The following is a 16996-nucleotide window of genomic DNA, read 5'->3' as shown; positions in this document are numbered from 1 at the left end:
GAAAAACCCGGTACGCGCATCGCGACCCTACTCCCGTCAGGTGACTTTGGGGAACGTGCACGCGAACATTTTCAGCTGCATGACCATTGCCGACGAGCCTCAAGGTCCACTTGCCCGGGGCAACAATCTGCGGACCGATACGGACCGGATTACGAGGCTCTCGCCAGACCGGCAAACGTCAGAATGCCACCCTGTGGATGGTGAGACAAGTGTGCTCCGCGAGCCGGAAGGTGAGGTGGCTCGTTTTGGTCCCCGAAGTGTCCGATTCCTCTCCTTCCGGGCGATGATCGCGAGGCAGTTGGGACGTTGTACGGCCAGAGTGAACATCCTTCTCATACGTGGATCAATCCTGACGCTCCCGTCGCCTGTGCGGGTCGTCCGCCACGGCCGGCGCGGCTGCTGCGGCCGGCGCCGGCGGGGCTCGACAGACGCCATCCGCCAGAGAATGCGCCCCCGGCGATCGTCTTCCGGGAGTTCCTCGGCCGGAACGGCATCCCTTGCCCAAAATCCCGGCGGATCGCCGTCGGCAGAAGCCGAGTTGTCGGAGATGCCGTTGATTTCCGCCTCGTCCAGGCCCTGTTCAGTGGCCGACCGGCAGAACTCGAAGGTACGGCGAATCGCCGAGGACGGTTCTGTCCGCCGAAGTCCTCATCGCCGCACCGCAGTTGTGCGTCGCGCGGGCCCGGGCACTTCGCGCGGAAGGCCGTCGGTCACGCCTTCCGGTCCGCCGGCGCGGGCTTTCCCCGTTCCGGCGGACCGACGTGCGGCAGGTACCCGGCCGGGGGAGGCCGGGACCGTCGACCACCTCCCCGGATCGCCCGGGAAGGTGGTCGACGGCCGGCAACGAACGCGTGCCGGGCGGCTCCGCTCCATGGGGAGGACCCGCGGGCCGCGCTGATCGCGCTGGCCGCGCTCGTCGCGACAACCCCGCGGCGCGGGCTACGCCGCTGCCTGTCGGGCCCGCCACGGCACCACGGCGATGGCTGCCGCGCCGAGCGCGCAGGCGACGGCGGCGGTCAGGTAGGCGAGGTGGTAGCCGGTGAGCAGGTTGTCGCCGGTCGACGCGACCAGGACCATGGCCGCCACACCGGCGCTGGCGCCGATCTGCTGTGCCACGACGTTGACCGCCCCGGCGACGGCGTGTCGGTCCGGCGGGACGTCGGTGAGCGCGGCGGTCGTCATCGAGGGGAAGTTCAGTCCCTGGCCGATGCCGCTCAGCACCAGGCCGGGCAGCACGTGCTCCACGTAGCTGCCGTGGTGCGCGGTGCCCAGCCACAACGCCGTTCCGCCGCCGATCAGCACGAGCCCGACGGCCATCAGCGTTCGCGGGGCGTGCCGGGCCAGCAGCCGTCCGGTGGCGAAGTTGGCGGTGAGGAAGACGGCCGCCGACATCGGCACCAGTGCGAGACCGGACTCGGCCGGGGAGTAGTGCAGCATCCCCTGGAGGTACAGCGGCGCGAAGAACAGCAGCCCGACCGAGCCCGTGAACTGGAGGAACGCCGCCAGGCTGGCGAAGCGTACCGACGCGCTGCGGAAGAGGCCGAGCGGAAGCACCGGGTCGGCGGTGCGCTGTTCGCGCACGATGAAGAGCACCAGGAGGACGACCGCGGCGCCGAGCGCGCTCCAGGCCCACGCGCCGTGACTGCTCACGCCGACGATCAGCAGGGTGAGGCCGAGCGTGCCCGACACCGCGCCGGGCAGGTCCAGCCGGCCGCCGCGCCCGGCACTGTGGGGCAGCCCGGCACGCGTCGCGGCGAGCACGGCCAGTCCCAGCACCGCCGAGAACCACAGCACGGACCGCCAGCCGAGGAACTGGGTCAGTACGCCGCCCAGCAGCACCCCGCCGCTGAAGCTCGCGCCGCCGATCGCCGCGTACACACTGAACGCCCGGTTGCGCGCGGCGCCGGCCGGGAACACCTCGGCCATCAGGGCCAGCGCGGCCGGACCCGACAGGGCCGCTCCGATGCCCTGGACCGCCCGCGCGCCGAACAGCACCACGGTGTCCGGCGCCAGGGCCCCGACCGCCGCGGATACCGCGAACAGGGCGACCCCGACGGCGAACACCCGCCGCCGGCCGAAGACATCGGCCAGGCGTCCGCCCACCAGCAGGCAGCCGGCGAACGTGACGGCGTAGGCGGTCATGACCCACTGGAGCGTGGCGTCGTTCAGGCCAAAACGGGTTCCGATGGACGGCAGGGCGGCGTTCAGCACCCCGAGGCCGCTCACGTCCAGCGCGAGCGCCCCGGCGAGCACCCCGAGTGCCAGGCCCGGCCGGCGCGATGGCGTCACGGTGGCGTCGCTCATGCGAGGCCGCCAAGGATCGCGCCGGCGTTGATGGTGACGGTGGTGGTGCCGGCGGGGGTGGTGGTGCCGGTGGCGCTGGTGATGGCGTTGGCGGCGGCCATACGTCGGTGCGGTGCGGCCACGCGACGGTGTGGTGAACGTCTGGATAAGGTGACGCCGGCGTCGGCCGCAAGCACCTTCCGCTCGGCGGCGAGCCCCACCTGTCCGGTGCCCACCACCCGGACGCGGGCGTCGGCCAACACCGGCACGTGGTTTGTGGTTGTCATATCGAGCAGCTTGCAGTGCCGCTCACCTGCTGTCCAGACCGGCCCGTAACGCGGTCGCGGTGTACGGCAGTTGCCCCGAAGGCCGGGCGTCCTCGCCCTCGACCGAACGCGAGGACGCCCCGTGAGTCCTCAACTCACTTGTGCTCGACAGTCCATGAGAGCCCGTCAGCTGACCGGGCTCAGCACGATGGCGTTGACTTGGGGCTGGTCGGCGGCGCCGCGGGTGAAGTCGAGGGTGACGGTGCCGGAGGGGCCGACGGTGACGGGGAAGTCCTCTTCGACGCCGAAGGCCTCCTGCCCGTCCGCGCCCTTGGTGACGGCCGTGTTGATGATGTCGAAGTCGCTGAGCACCTGGGTGCCGTCGATGGCGACGTCGAACTCCCGCTGGCCGGGGTGGGAGAAGTACCAGTCCATGAAATACAGCCGGGCCTGGTACTCGCTACCGGGGGTGAGCCCGGGAACGGAGTAGTGGGACTCCCCCACCCGCGAGGTGTTCCAGACGGCGGCGGGAATCGGATGGGCCACCGTGGGCCCCCAGTTGGGGAAGGTGGCCGCTCCCGCGGGCAGGGTGTCGGCGCTGCCACCCGTACCGTACGTGTCCGCGGTGAAGCCGCCGCCTCCGGCACCGCCCAGATCGATCGACACCCCGTCCGCCGGGTCGGCCTGGGCGGGCCCGGCGGCCGCGAGAGGTCCCAGCACCACGCTCAGTGTGACGGCCGCGGCGGCGAGCATCCGGGTCCGTCCCGATCTGGGCAGGCGGCGTGCCTTCGTCATGGAGACTCCCTATCCGGTGTGCTTCTGCCCGACCGGACGGCTCACCCGGTCGGTGCGGGGGCAGGAACTGAATCGGTGGCCGCGACCGGCGGTACGGCGACGCCGGGCGCGGGTCGGGCTCGGAACCAGAACGCGGAAGGCGGGACGGAGAAAGCTTCCGAAAAGGACCGGAGAGCGCTCTCCGGCGTTACACAGTGTCACGTGGGAGCGATTCTCCGTCAAGGGCGCCCCCGCCAGGGGCCTTTCGGCAGGCGGACCGGCCGGCGCGGTCCCACCGTGAGCGTCGTCCGCCTCGGGCCAGGCCGGCCGCCGACGGGAAGGGGCCGGACCCGTCAGTCCACGCGTTTGATCCAGTCGTCGCCGCCCAGCGGGTAGTCGTAGCCGGGGCGGCCGGCGTCGGCGCTGGTGCGGAACGGGGTGCCGTGGTCGTCGATGAGCACGGTGCCGTGGCGGCTGCCGCTGGACCAGTCCAGGCTGAGATCCCAGCGGACGTCGTGCGCCGTGGTGCGGGCGACGACGTAGAAGACCTCCGGGTCGGACTCGCTGACCGAGTACGGGAAGTCGCGCTGGCCGCCCTGCACGGTGACCATGGGGCTTCCCTCGTCCAGGTCGACGGCGAACGACTTGGTGGCGACGTTGCCGCCGCAGCCGACGCCCATCGAGTAGTCGTTCCAGGCCAGCGGCGCGGCCAGGGCGAGGACGCGTACGTGCAACGCCTCCAGGACGACGGTGTTCGCGCCGGCGCCCTGGACGGTGAGGGCGACCTCCTGTTCGCCCGAGGAGACCGCGCCGTACGCGGCGGCCCAGCGCGGCGCGTCCTGCTCGTCCGCGGGCGGGCCGACCTTCCCGGGTGCCTGGTCGACGAGGAAGTGCTGACTGCACGGGCTGTCGTAGACGTACGGGCGGATCTCGACGCTGGGCGGGGCGGCGCTGGTGCCGCTGCCGCCGGCGGGCCCGGTCGTCGTCCCCTGCCTGGCGCTGCTCCGCGAGGCGCCGGCACCGCCGCCCGTGCCGGGCCTGCCGACGGAGGCCGAGGCGGACGGTGTGCGGGACCGCCGGCCCGGGGACGGAACGGCGGACGGCTGCCCGGCCCCGGCCGTGCCGCTGCTCGCGGTGGCACCGACCGTCCGCTGGTCCCGCGCGTCGCTCCGACCGGCGCCCCACGGCGAGGACGCGACGAGCACCAACGCCCCCAGCACGGCGGCCACCGCGACGGAGGCGATCAGCGCGGTACGACGCCGACGCCGCGCCCCGGGTTCCGACACCACGCCGGCGCCGAACGGCTCACCGGGCTCACGCGGCTCACCCGTGCCGCTGGCGTCGTCGCCTCCGTCGGACGCGGTGGCGCCGGCAACGTCGGCCGCCGGTCCGGATGCCGCAGTACGAGCGGACCCGGCCGCCGACTCGGCATCCGCCCGCTGCGGCGTGCCTGCCGCGTCTGCTGCTCCTGCCGCTTCTGTCTCGGCGGCCGACCCGGCCGGATCGGCCGGCTCACCCGGTGCGGCCGGATCGACCGGATCACCCTCCCGGGGCGAATGCTTCGCCGCGGCCGGTTCCGCGGTGGCGGCACCCGCGCCGGCCGCACCGGTCGGCTTGACCGTGGCGGGGTCCTCCCTGAGACCGCGGACCGCGTCCGCCAGGACCCAGCGCCGGTGCAGGTCCACCAGTTCCTTCGGTGTCGCCCGGCAGACGCGCGCGAGGCGCTCCACCGGTGCGTAGTCGCCCGGGATCACGGTGCCGTTGCAGTAGCGGTGGAGTGTCGACGTGCTCGTGTGCAGCCGCTTGGCCAATACCCCGTAACTCAGCCCCGAGCGGTCCTTGAGCTCCCGCAGCAGCCTCGCGAACTCCGCGTTCTCCCGGGCCCCTGCCGGCTCCGACACCCGTTCCTCCATCCCACAGCGTCCCGTTGGCGCGTCCCAGGGGCGGTCCGTTTCCCCTGCTCGGAGCGGGTTTCGGCGTTCCCGCGTCCCAGCTTTCCGCCGTACCTGGCGGCTGGGACGGATCGCCCCGCAAGCTCCGGTCATCCAAGCATCGCATCCGGCCGAACAGCGAAAGAGGCACCACCACATGTCCAGCGTGCGAAACCCCCGAACCGGTCTCATCGGCGCAGCCGCGGCTGTCGTACTCGCCGCGCTCTCCCTGACCGCGTGCGGCAACGGAACAGGCGTCAAGGACGAGGGAGCCTCGGCGAGCGCCTTCACCTCCGCGCCGACCTCCACGGCCACCCCTGCGGCCAGGACGTCCACCGCCGGCACGGCCTCGTCGTCCTCCGGCGGGTCGTCCTCCGGCGCGTCACCCGCCGCCGCGCCGCCCGCCGGCGCGAAGCCGGCACACCACTCCATCGCCACCAAGGCCCCGGCCTCCGCCGGCCCGCCGGTCACCTGTGAGGGCTCCAACACCAGGATGGTGGCCGCCCTGTTGCAGCGTCCGGTGAACCACATGCTGCTCACGGTCACCAACACCGGCAGCCGCACGTGCTACCTCTACGACTACCCGGCGCTGCGCTTCAGCGACGCCCAGGCCGTGCCGCCGGTCGTCGCGGCCTCCCACCCGCAGGCCGTGGTCACCCTCGACCCGGGCGAGTCCGGCTACGCCTCCGTCAGCCTGTCCGCCGGCGACGGCAGCGGCACGAACGGTCGCACCGTGAAGTCACTGACCGTCTACTTCTACGGCCGCTCCGGCACCGGCACCAGGAGCGTCGGCACCGGCGCCCACCCGTCGCTGCCCGCGCAGGGCGTCCACATCGACGACTCGCTCAGGACCACGTACTGGGAGCAGTCCATGGCCGACGCGCTGACCTGGTGACGGCAGGGGGCGTGCGGGGGGCGTGCGGAGGGCGCGTGCGGGGGCGTGCCGCGGGCCGGAACGCCGCGCCCGCGTGCAGGCGCCGGAACGCGGGCCGCGGTACGCGGACCGGCAGGACCGACCGGTGGGCGTACGGGCCCGCCCACCGGTCGTCCGGCCCGCGCGGCCCGCGCGGCGTCCGGCCCCGGTACGGTCAGCCGCGCCGGTCCAGGACCGCCTTGCGGTGGCTGAAGGTCTCCAGCGAGTACCGGCCGTGGTAGTTGCCCATCCCGCTCTCGCCCACGCCGCCGAACGGCAGGTCGGAGACGGTCAGGTGAACCACCGGCTGGTTGAAGGTGATGCCGCCCGAGGAGGTCTCGCGGATCAGGCGCTCACGCGTGGTGTCGGAGTCGGTGAAGGCGTACAGGGCCAGCGGCTTGTCGCGGTCCCGGATGAAGGCGATGGCCTCGTCCAGGCCGGCCACCTCGACCAGCGGCAGGATCGGCCCGAAGATCTCCTCGCGCATCACCGGCGCGTCCGGCTCGACCTGCGCCAGCACGGTCGGGGCGAGGTAGCGCCGCTCCCGGTCGCCCACGCCGCCGGTGACCGTGCGGCCCGAGTCCAGCAGGCCGGACAGCCGGTCGAAGTGGCGCTCGTTGACGATCCGGCCGTAGTCCTCGGCGGTCGCCGGGTCGTCGCCGTACCGCTCGCGGACCGCCTCGGCGAGCCGCTCCTCCAGGGCGCGGGCGGTCTCCGGGTCGGTCAGCACGTAGTCGGGGGCGACGCAGGTCTGTCCCGCGTTCATGAACTTGGTCGACACCAGCCGGGCGGCGACCGTCGCCAGGTCGGTCCCCCGGTCGACGAACACCGGTGACTTGCCGCCCAGTTCGAGGGTGACCGGGGTCAGGTACTCGGCGGCGGCGCGCAGCACGATCCGGCCGACGGTGCCGTTGCCGGTGTAGAAGATGTGGTCGAACCGCTGCGCCAGCAGGGCCGTGGTCTCCGGCACGGCGCCCTCCACCACGGCGACCGCGTCGGTGTCCAGGTGCAGGGGCAGCAGCCGGGCCAGCGCGCGCGAGGTCGCGGGGGCCAGCTCGCTGGGCTTGGCCACCACGCAGTTGCCGGCGGCCAGCGCTCCCACGACCGGGGCCAGCAGCAGCTGCACCGGGTAGTTCCAGGGGGCGATGACCAGGACCACGCCGAGCGGGTCGAGGACGGTGTCGGCCTTGGCCGGGCTCAACCGCTCCGGAACCGGCGCGGGCTGCGGCCGCAGCCAGTCGGCCAGGTGCTCCAGGGTGTGGTCGATCTCGCGGACGGTGAAGTCGATCTCGGTGCGGTACGCCTCCTCGCGCCCCTTGCCGAGGTCCTCGCGCAGCGCCGCCGCCAGGGTCTCGCCCTCCTCGGTCAACAGCGTGCGCAGCGCCCGCAGTTGCGCGATGCGCCAGGCGAGCGGCGCGGAACGTCCGGCGTCGAAGGTGGCACGCAGCCGGGTGACGATCTCGGCTGGGGTCTCGGACGGGTCGTGCGACATGCGGTGCTCCAGACGGATGGTGGGGGGCGGCGTTCGCCGGGCCCCGGGCGGTGAGGGAGAAGGGGTGGTCGGGAGAGGAAAACGGTCGCCGGCGGCTCGCCGCGCGGGGCGCGGACCCCGCACCCGCCCGACGTCCTGAGCGGCCCGGACCTGCGCCCGGACCCCGTCAGTGTGCTGCCCGCGCGGCGGGCGGCGGCACGCCCCCCTCGGCGTGTCGCCGAGGGTGGCACGTCTGCCGGCCAGTCGGCGGGCCACCGGGAGCGACGGACATCCGGTGCGGTCCATGACGCTCCGGTGCGGCGAACGCCCCGGTGCGACGGACGACCGGAACCCGTCCATGACGTCCCGGTACCGGCCGGGCGGTGTGTCGGCGATGGAGGTCTCCGGGTCGAGAGGGGCATGTTCCGCACCGGTTCGCGCGGCCTCGGGGGCGTAGGCCTCGTCGTAGGTGCCGAGCGAACCGGCCCAACAACGCGACCCGCATCGGCGAGACATGCACCCGGCGGCCGCCGCCCGCGGGCCCCGGCGGCGCAGCGCGGGGGCAACACCGACGAAGACACCAGCACCAGCACCAGCACCAGCACCGCCAACAATATCGGGACGCCCCGGCGGCTCGGGCGTCCCCGGCGCTTGCATCGCGGTCGTCGGCAGCGACATCGTCGTGACCGTCCCCGGCCGGATCACCGGGTGCGGCACCTTCCAACTCCCGGAGGCCGGCCTCACCTCACCGCCGCCGCACCCGGCACCGTCGTGCGGACCCGGATCGCCGGCACCGGCTTGCGTGGCGCGCGGGCGGCCGGGCGAGCAGGGCGGGACGCGACTCCGCCCGGCCAACGGGAGCCGGGCCCACCGCACGACGTACACATCTCACCCTTCGCGAGCGACCGTGCGGCGCCGTGAGAGGCGCCGTGAGAGGCGCCGTGAGAGGCGCCGTGAGAGGCGCCGTGAGAGGCGCCGTGAGAGGCGCCGTGAGTCGCCGTCAGGCCACCCGCCGGCGACGCGCACCGGCGCGTGCCGCCGACAACACGGCCGGCACCGCGGGGGCATCGCGGGCGGGTGCACGCATCCCGCTTCGGCCGAGCAGGGCAAAACGACTCCGTTCCCGCAAACCGGGAAGAGTAGTCCCCTCGCGAGCGGGAATTCCCTTTACTTATGCATATCCGCCTGAACTTGACTCGACTCTTGACGCAAGGTGACACGGAAGGTAATATAACGGTTCGGCAACGGCAATTCGCCGTCGGGTCGAACTTGTTCCGGAGGCTAGCGCAGCATGTCAGTACCTGGTAGTGGCGGCATGCCCTCTCCGGACAATATGGTGCTCAACGCCGAAGGCCCGACAGAGCCGATCGTTCTGAATATGGGCCTTTCGCTCCGCGTGCCCGACTTGGCACTCCGCTCCGCCACGGCCGTCGCGGCCGGGGCGACAACGTTGCCCGGCACACCGTCCCGGGGACACCGTTACTGACCGTAGCGTTGCCCGGACCCCGTCGCCCAACACACCATCGCTGCCGCCTTGTTGTCGGCCGCATCGTCGTGCGGGCCCCGTTGCCCACCACCCCCTGTTCCGACTCGGCCGGTGCCGCCGGCAACCGGCGTGCCGGGGCGGAACGGAACTCCCTCACCCGTCTGCCGGTACACCGAATAATTTCGCGGCCAAGAGAATCTGGGGCAGTCAATGAAGGCGTCCGATGTGCTGATCAGCGGCCTGGGCTCCTTTCTGCCCGATCAGGTCCCCATTGAGTGGGCGGTGGAGCGGGAACTGATCGATCGGACCGCGGCGGAGGAATACGGGATCACCAGTGTCACCGTCGCGGGCGAAATACCGGCGCCGGAGATGGCGGTGCGGGCGTGCCGGCAGGCTCTCGAACGGGCCGGGCAGAAAGCCGAGTCGCTGAGCCTCCTGCTGTACGTCAGCGTGTGGTACCAGGGCCCGCACGGCTGGTGCCCGCAGTACTACGTCCAGCGGCACACGGGCGCGGGCCGGGCGACCGCCGCTGAGATCCGGCAGGGCTGCATGGGGATGTTCTCCGCGCTGGAACTGGCGGCGACCCACCTCATGGCCTCGGACGACCACGAGGCGGCGCTGGTCACCTCCGGGGACAACTTCACCTCGCCCCTGCTGGAGCGCTGGCGTTTCAGTCCGCATTTCGTCATGGGGGACGCCGGTTCCGCCGTCGTCCTCAGCAGGCGGGAGGGGTTCGCCCGGCTCAAGTCCATCAACTCGGTCACGCTCCCCGAGTACGAAGCCATGCATCGTGGGCCGGAACCGCTGTACCCGCCGGGGGCCACGCTGCCGGGCAAGCTCGACTTCGGCAACTCCAAGCACCGGTGGCTGGAAGGCCCGGATCGCGACCCGGTCGGCCCGTTGAAACTCGTCGCCGCCCAGGACGAACTGGTGAGCCGCACGCTCGACGAGGCCGGGATCACGCTGGACGACGTCTCCCGCGTCGCCTACGCCAACGGGTCGCGGGAACGGGTCGAGGACCGCGCGATGGTGCCGCTCGGCCTGCCGATGTCCCTGTCGACATGGGAGCAGGGACGGACCGTCGGCCATATCGGCGCCAGTGACCAGGTGGTGGCTCTGGAGCAGCTCCTGCTCGACGGTTCGCTGCGGCAGGGCGACCATTTCCTGATGCTCGGGGTGGGCCCCGGGCTGAACATCGCGTGCGCCGTGATCGAGATCACCGGGACCCCGCACTGGTCCACCGCCGCCCGGGCCGCCGCTTCCCCCGCCACCGCCTCCTGAAGGAATCTCATGGACTTCAGTCGGAGTGCCGAACAACAGCAGCGGTACGCGCGGGTGAAGAGCGCCGCGCGGGACCTGTCCGCGGGTTCCTCCGCCGCGGGATTTCGCCGGCGCGACTGGACGGGCCTGGCGGCGATGGGACTGCTCGGTGCGGCGGTCCCGCAGGAGTACGGCGGTTCGGGGTTCGGCGCCCTCGACACGGCCCTGCTCTTCGAGGCCGCGGGTGAGGGGTGTGCCGACAACGGGCTGCTCTTCGCCGCCGCGGCACATCTTTTCGCCTGCGTCCGCCCGCTGGTGGAGTTCGCGTCCGAGGGGATCCGCAAGGCGCTGCTGCCCGCGCTGTGTTCCGGTGAATGGATCGCCGGTAACGCCATGACCGAGCCGGAGTCGGGCTCGGACGTCTCCCGGCTGGCCACCCGGGCCACCAAGGTCGACGGCGGGTACCTGCTCGACGGGGTCAAGAGCTTTGTCAGCAACGGGCCGGTCGCCGATCTCTACGTCACGTATGCCACGACGGATCCGCAGGGCGCGTACTTCAACACGACCGCGTTCGCCGTGGACAAGGACTCACCCGGTCTTGTCGCGGGCCCCCCGATGGAGAAGTCCGGGCTGACGACCTGCCAGTCGAGCCAGGTGGTGTTCACCCGGTGTTTCGTGCCGGACGACCGGGTCATCGCCAGTCCGGGGCAGGGGCAGTTGGTCTTCCAGACGTCGATGCAGTGGGAACGCTGCTGCCTGTTCGCGATCTACCTGGGCCAGCAAGAACGGCTCATCGGTCAGTGCGTTCAACACGTGCGGGAGCGACGGCAGTTCGGGAAGCGGCTGGCCGACATCCAGCCGGTCGCGGATCGGCTGGCGGAGATGCGACTGCGGCTGGAGAGCGGCCGGCTCCTGCTGTACCGCGCCTGCGCCGAGATCGACAGCGGTCAGGACCCCTCCCTGTGGATCTCCCTGGCGAAACTCGCCGTCTCCGAGGCGGCGGTCGCTACCGCGCTCGACGCCACCCGGATCTTCGGCGGCCGCGGCTACCTCAAGGAGTACGGGATCGAAGAGCAGTTGCGCGACGCCCTTCCGGCCACGACCTTCTCCGGCACCTCCGACATCCAGCGTCAGCTGATCGCCCGGGGGATGGGACTTTGAGCCTCTACAGCTTCGTGGTCGACGCGGCCGCGCGGACACCGGACGCTCTCGCGGTCCACGACCTGTTCACCGGTCTCAGCTACCGCGAACTGGACGCGCGCGCGGACGAGTACCTGGCCGCCCTGCACGGCCGCGGTGTCCGGCCGGGCGACCGCGTACTGGTGTGGACGGACAAGACGACCGAGGCCGTGGCGATCGCCCAGGCGGTGTTACGCGCCGGCGCGATCCACGTCCCGGTCCCCCGGGGCAATCCCCGCGAGCGGGTCGCCCGGATCGTCGCGGACGCCCGCCCGGCGCTGATCATCACGGACCACGGTGATCACGTCCGCGACACCGTCTCGGTGCACTGCGAGGACCTCGTCAAGGGAGTGACGCGCGGTTCCGCCGCGGCGCACTGCCCGGTCCGGCCGGCCGACCCCGCGTACATCCTGTACACCTCGGGATCGACGGGCACGCCGAAGGGCGTCTGCCTGAGCCACGGCAACGCGATCGCGTTCGTCGACTGGGCCTGCCGGGAGTTGGACCTCACCGCGTCCGACCGGCTCGCGAACCACGCCTCGTTCGGCTTCGACCTGTCGGTCTTCGACCTCTACGGGGCCTTCCGGGCCGGCGCGTCGGTGCACCTGATCGGCGAGACCCTCGCCCAGGCCGCCGATCCGCTGGTCGACTTCCTGCTCGACCGCGCCATCACGGTCTGGTACTCGGTGCCGTCCGCGCTGATCCTCATGGCCGAGTACGGCGAACTGCTGGAGCGCGGACCGGGAGCGCTCCGCGCGTGCGTGTTCGCCGGCGAGCCCTTTCCGTTGAAGCAGCTGAAGGATCTGCGCCGCGGCTGGCCCGGCATCCGGATGCTCAACTGGTACGGCCCGACCGAGACCAACGTCTGCACCTCCTACGAGGTGACCGCCGCCGACCTCGACCGCACCACGGCCGTTCCGATCGGGGCGCCCGTCGCCGGGGACACCGTCTCCCTCGACGACGGCGAAATCGTGGTCGGCGGCCCGACCGTCATGCTCGGCTACTGGGGTGCGCCGCCCCAGGCCGGTCCGTACCGCACCGGCGACCTCGGCAGGTACGGTCCCGACGGCCTGCTCGAATACCGGGGCCGGGTCGACAACATGGCCAAGGTCCGCGGCTACCGGATCGAGCCGGCCGAGGTGGAGAGCGCGCTCGTCACGCACGAAGCGGTGCGCGACGCGGTGGTGCTCGTCGTCGGGACCGGTCTTGACGCGCGACTGCACGCCTTCGTGGTCCCCGAGACGGACACCGCACCCGAGCACGTCGAGCTGCGACGGCACTGCGCCGGCCGTCTGCCCGCGTACATGAACATCGACGCGTCGCACACGATCGGCGGATTTCCTCTCACCCGGAACGGGAAAGTCGATCGCGCCGCGCTCAGCGGCCTGGTGGCGCAAGGAGCCGACGCATGACGAGCACCGCCTGGAACGCGTTCTGGACCATGCTGCCGGCCGAACCCGGGGCCGCCCTGTGGGACTCGTCGCCCCAGCTGACCGCGGCGCAGCACCTTCCGCTGTTCCGTGACCACGTCGACCCGCTCCTGCCGCTGGTCGACATCGGTTGCGGCAACGGACGGCAGACGCAGTGGCTGGCGCGGCACTTCCCGCGGGTCATCGGCCTCGACATCGCCGAGGCCGCGGTGGAGTTGGCCACCGAGTCGCATCCGGCACCCAACGTCACCTACCGCTGCGCCGATCTGCTCGACGAGCACGCCGCGGCGGCCCTGCACACCGAACTCGGCGACGTCAACGTCTACATGCGCGGCGTCCTGCACCAACTCGTCCCGGACGAGCGCCGCACGATGCTGGGAACCCTCGCCCTGCTGCTCGGCGACTCCGGCCGCCTGTTCGCCCAGGAGCTGACCGAGCGCACCGGCTGGTACGTCTCCGAGCTGCTCGCCAGCGGCCAGCCACTGCCGAAGACCGCCGGGCTGGCCGCCCACTTCGACTTCGGCGCCCGCGTCGCCCCCGCGCACGAGGGACAGCTGAGGCTGCTGTTCGAAAGAAACGGGTTCGACGTCGTCGCCGACGGCGAGATCGCCCTGCACACCACGGAGAACACCTCCGACGGGCGACCGCTCGAGCTGCCGACGAGTTACCTCGTCGCACGCGCCGCCGCCCCGCACTGATGCCCTGCCGCAGCCCCCTCACCGATGCAAGGAGAAACCATGACGGACCTCGATCGCGCGACGCTGCTGGACCAGTTGCTGCGCTACGTGAAGGACGAGCTCGCCGGCGGCGTGGATCCCGAACTGATCACCGCCGACAGCCAGTTGCTGGAACTGGGCGTGCTGGATTCGGTGCGCACCGCACGGTTGCTGGCGCACATCCGCTCCGAGTACGGCACCCGGATTCCGCCGCTGTACATGACCGGTGAGCACTTCCGCACGCTGGAGACGATCACCGACCTGATATTGCTCCTCCGTTCCCAGACCGCCTCTATCTGACGGGGCGACAGATGACGTACGACTACGACATCGGCATCATCGGCGGCGGTCCGGCCGGCTCCACCGCCGCGTCCTACCTGGCCAAGGCCGGCCTCTCGGTCGCGGTGTTCGAAAGTGAGCTGTTCCCCCGGGAACACGTGGGTGAGTCGCTGGTGCCGGCCACCACGCCGGTCCTGCTCGACATCGGCGTCATGGACAAGATCGAAGCGGCCGGCTTCCCCCGCAAGTACGGCGCCGCGTGGACGTCGGCCAACGCGGACGGGGTGGACCCGCTCGGCTTCCAGGTCCACGACCACGGCCTCGGCGCGGCCGACGTGCTGTTCAACGAACGCGACCAGCTCGGCGTCGACCGCGACTACACCTTCCACGTCGACCGCGGCGAGTTCGACCTGATCCTGCTCAAGCACGCGGAAAGCCTCGGGGCGAAGGTGTTCTGCGGGGTGCGGGTGCGGGACGTGGACTTCGCCGATCCCCGCCGTCCCGTGCTGCGGGTCGGACTCGGCGGGCCGACCGCGGACGTCACGGTGCGGATGGTCGTCGACGCCAGCGGGCGCGGCACGCTCCTGGGGCGGCAGCTCAAGGTCAAGGTCCCCGACCCGGTGTTCAACCAGTACGCCGTGCACAGCTGGTTCGAAGGGCTCGACCGGCAGGCACTGGCCAACGACGAGAACCAGGCCGGGTACATATTCATCCACTTCCTGCCGCTCAGCGACACCTGGGTGTGGCAGATCCCGATCACCGACACGATCACCTCGATCGGGGTCGTCACCCAGAAGGCGCGGTTCAAGGAGAGCAAGGACGATCTCGAAGGCTTCTTCTGGGAGTCGGTCGGCAGCAGGCCGCTGCTGCACGACGCGCTGAAGAAGGCCGAGCGGGTACGCCCCTTCAAGGCCGAGGGCGACTACAGCTACGGCATGCGCAAGGTCAGCGGTGACGCGATGGTCATGATCGGCGACGCCGCCCGGTTCGTCGACCCGATCTTCTCCAGCGGTGTCAGTGTCGCGATGAACAGCGCCCGGCTGGCCTGCGCCGACATCATCGCCGCCGCGGCGGCCGACGACTTCAGCGCCGACCGGTTCGAGACCTACGTGACGAAGCTGCGGCGCGGGGTGTCCACCTGGTACGAGTTCATCTCCATCTACTACCGCCTCAACATCCTGTTCACCGCCTTCGTCCAGGACCCCCGTTACCGTATCGACGTACTGAAACTGCTTCAGGGGGACGTCTACGACGACCAGGAGCCGGCCGCCCTGACGGCGATGCGGGAGTTCGTCACCACCGTCGAGGAGAATCCCGACCACCTCTGGCACCCGCTGCTGGGAAAGATGAAGGTCTCCCTCGCGTCCAAGGCCCTCTTCTGACCGCGCCGTGGGCGGTGCTGTTCGACCTGGACGGCACCCTGGTCGACACCGAACCGATCCTGCTCGGCGCCCTGCTGGCGGTGCTCGTCGACCGGGGCGTGCCGGCCTCGGCGGTTCGGCCGGAGGAACTGCGGGGGCGCAGTGTCGCGGAGAACCTGACCCGGCTGAGCGGCCTGCTGCGGTCGCCGATGAGCACGCAGGAGCTGTACGCACACGTCAACGACCGGGTACTCGCCCGGTTGCGTGACGGGATCACCCCGCTGCCCGGAGCCGTCGGCCTGCTGCGGGCGCTGCGGCGGGCCGGGGTGCCGTGCGCGCTGGTCACGTCCTCGTACCGGGCGATGGTGGACGCCGTGCTGCCCTCGCTCGGCCGGGCGGAGTTCGCCGTGACCGTGGCGGGCGACGAGGTGGACCGCCCGAAACCCGACCCCGAGTCCTACCGCACCGCCGCGGCCAGGCTCGGGGTCGCCCCCGGGCGCTGCGTGGTCGTCGAGGACTCGTCCACCGGAATCCGGTCAGGCATCGCCGCGGGGTGCGTGCCGGTCTCGGTCGCGCCGACACGGGAACCGGTGGCCCTGTGCGTACCCGGCCTGTCCGAACTGACCGTTGAACGGCTCGCCCGCCTGGTTGACGCGGGCACCACACGCTCCCGCAATCGGGGAGCGGCCGTCCCGACCGTGTGACGGACCGGGCTCGCCCGACGACGCCGACCGAACCAAGGACCGCGAATGTCCCCCACCCGACGTGCCGAACGCGTCCCCGTCGCGTTCTCCACCCCACTCGCCGAGCCCGGTGCCGCCTCCGGCACCGGTTCCCTCGCCGCCGCCGACGGCACCGCCGACGACCGCGCGCAGGCCGGGCAGGACGTCCGCGGCGGGTACTGCGGCGTCCGGCCCGACGGCGAACCGGTACTCGCGCGTCCCGGTGCGGCCCGCACGCCGGGGGCCGTGTCCGACGACCTGCGCCGGATGTGGGACGTCCACGATACCCACGCCGGGGCGTTGCGCCGGTTCCTGCTGCGGCTGACGGCGGGGGAACGCGAATTCGCCGAGGACCTGCTCCAGGAGACGCTGCTGCGGGCGTGGCGCAACGTCGACGCGCTGCCGGCCGGCCCGGAGCTGTGCCAGCCCTGGCTGTTCACGGTCGCCCGGCACGCGTTCATCGACGCGACCCGCAAACGGAAGATACGCGCCGAGCGGCGTGCCGTGGTCGAGGCGCCGGTGCACATCGACACGCCGGATCACGCGCAGCGGGTGGTGGACGTGCACACCGTCCGGTCCGCCCTGGCGCGGCTGAAGGAGGTGCAGCGCGAGGTGCTCGTCGAGTTGTACTACCGCGACGTCACGCCCCGCGAGCTGGCCACCCGGCTGGGGGTGCCGGAAGGCACGGTGCGGTCGCGGCGCTTCTACGCGCTGAGGTCGCTGGCCGAACTCCTGGGCCCGGTGCACTGAACGGTGCGGCCGGTGCGCTCATCGGATCGAAGCGGTGCATTGGACGGTGCGGCCGGTGTACTCATCGGACCGGTCCCGCGCACTGAACGGCGGGGCCGGTGTGCTCATCGGACCGGCCCGGCACACGGATCGCACGGCCCGGCGCACCGCACGGCCCGGCGCGGTCGGTCGGCCG

At 71.9% G+C, this 16996-nt stretch carries 14 protein-coding genes; 9 read left to right on the top strand and 5 right to left on the bottom strand.

Annotated features, from left to right (window positions below; genetic code table 11):
• Positions 1–939 precede the first annotated feature (939 nt).
• The 4 genes from POF43_RS11360 to POF43_RS11345 all read right to left on the bottom strand — a co-directional run bounded on the left by POF43_RS11360 (position 940) and on the right by POF43_RS11345 (position 5236).
• The gene (locus POF43_RS11360; protein WP_271322797.1) at positions 940–2304 is read right to left on the bottom strand and encodes an MFS transporter; all 1365 of its coding nucleotides are present in this window, start codon (positions 2302–2304) and stop codon (positions 940–942) included.
• On the bottom strand, positions 2301–2546 hold the full coding sequence (locus POF43_RS11355; RefSeq protein ID WP_282704535.1) for a hypothetical protein: 246 nt from the start codon (positions 2544–2546) through the stop codon (positions 2301–2303). The genes POF43_RS11360 and POF43_RS11355 overlap by 4 nt, the downstream gene beginning before the upstream one ends.
• A 189-nt stretch (positions 2547–2735) precedes the next feature.
• A complete protein-coding gene (locus tag POF43_RS11350) occupies positions 2736–3344 on the bottom strand; it encodes a malectin domain-containing carbohydrate-binding protein (protein ID WP_271322795.1) in 609 nt (202 codons plus the stop codon).
• Between the two features lie 332 nt (positions 3345–3676).
• Entirely contained in the window at positions 3677–5236 is a 1560-nt protein-coding gene (locus tag POF43_RS11345; protein ID WP_271322794.1) for a transcriptional regulator, read from the bottom strand.
• Between the two features lie 175 nt (positions 5237–5411).
• Between POF43_RS11345 and POF43_RS11340 the strand changes: the two genes are divergently transcribed.
• On the top strand, positions 5412–6149 hold the full coding sequence (locus POF43_RS11340; protein WP_271322793.1) for a DUF4232 domain-containing protein: 738 nt from the start codon (positions 5412–5414) through the stop codon (positions 6147–6149).
• 193 nt (positions 6150–6342) lie between these two features.
• Here the strand turns inward: POF43_RS11340 and POF43_RS11335 are convergent, their stop codons facing one another.
• Positions 6343–7659, bottom strand: a complete 1317-nt coding sequence (locus POF43_RS11335) for an aldehyde dehydrogenase family protein (RefSeq protein WP_271322836.1) — start codon at positions 7657–7659, stop codon at positions 6343–6345.
• Between the two features lie 1675 nt (positions 7660–9334).
• Between POF43_RS11335 and POF43_RS11330 the strand changes: the two genes are divergently transcribed.
• The 8 genes from POF43_RS11330 to POF43_RS11295 are packed head-to-tail and all read left to right on the top strand — an operon-like array spanning position 9335 to position 16821.
• On the top strand, positions 9335–10405 hold the full coding sequence (locus tag POF43_RS11330) for a ketoacyl-ACP synthase III family protein (RefSeq protein WP_271312363.1): 1071 nt from the start codon (positions 9335–9337) through the stop codon (positions 10403–10405).
• A 9-nt stretch (positions 10406–10414) separates the two neighbouring features.
• Positions 10415–11545 (top strand): acyl-CoA dehydrogenase family protein, encoded by a 1131-nt coding sequence (locus POF43_RS11325; protein ID WP_271322837.1) that lies wholly within the window; start codon positions 10415–10417, stop codon positions 11543–11545.
• Entirely contained in the window at positions 11542–12975 is a 1434-nt protein-coding gene (locus POF43_RS11320) for an amino acid adenylation domain-containing protein (protein WP_271322838.1), read from the top strand. Before POF43_RS11325 ends, POF43_RS11320 begins: the two co-directional genes overlap by 4 nt.
• Positions 12972–13691 carry a class I SAM-dependent methyltransferase gene (locus POF43_RS11315; protein ID WP_271322839.1) on the top strand — a complete coding sequence of 240 codons (720 nt, stop codon included), beginning with the start codon at positions 12972–12974 and terminating at the stop codon, positions 13689–13691. Before POF43_RS11320 ends, POF43_RS11315 begins: the two co-directional genes overlap by 4 nt.
• A gap of 39 nt (positions 13692–13730) precedes the next feature.
• The gene (locus tag POF43_RS11310) at positions 13731–14009 is read left to right on the top strand and encodes an acyl carrier protein (RefSeq protein WP_271312359.1); all 279 of its coding nucleotides are present in this window, start codon (positions 13731–13733) and stop codon (positions 14007–14009) included.
• 11 nt (positions 14010–14020) lie between these two features.
• Positions 14021–15370: an NAD(P)/FAD-dependent oxidoreductase gene (locus POF43_RS11305; protein ID WP_271322840.1), complete on the top strand. Its 1350-nt coding sequence runs from the start codon at positions 14021–14023 to the stop codon at positions 15368–15370.
• A 14-nt stretch (positions 15371–15384) separates the two neighbouring features.
• Positions 15385–16053: an HAD family hydrolase gene (locus POF43_RS11300; RefSeq protein WP_271322841.1), complete on the top strand. Its 669-nt coding sequence runs from the start codon at positions 15385–15387 to the stop codon at positions 16051–16053.
• A gap of 45 nt (positions 16054–16098) precedes the next feature.
• A complete protein-coding gene (locus POF43_RS11295; RefSeq protein ID WP_271322842.1) occupies positions 16099–16821 on the top strand; it encodes a sigma-70 family RNA polymerase sigma factor in 723 nt (240 codons plus the stop codon).
• Positions 16822–16996: the final 175 nt, after the last annotated feature.

The sequence above is a fragment of the Streptantibioticus silvisoli genome (assembly GCF_027947535.2).
Taxonomy (GTDB): Bacteria; Actinomycetota; Actinomycetes; order Streptomycetales; family Streptomycetaceae; genus Streptantibioticus_C; species Streptantibioticus_C silvisoli.
Note: the sequence above shows the minus strand (reverse complement) of the source record. Positions and strands in the feature narration are given on the sequence as shown.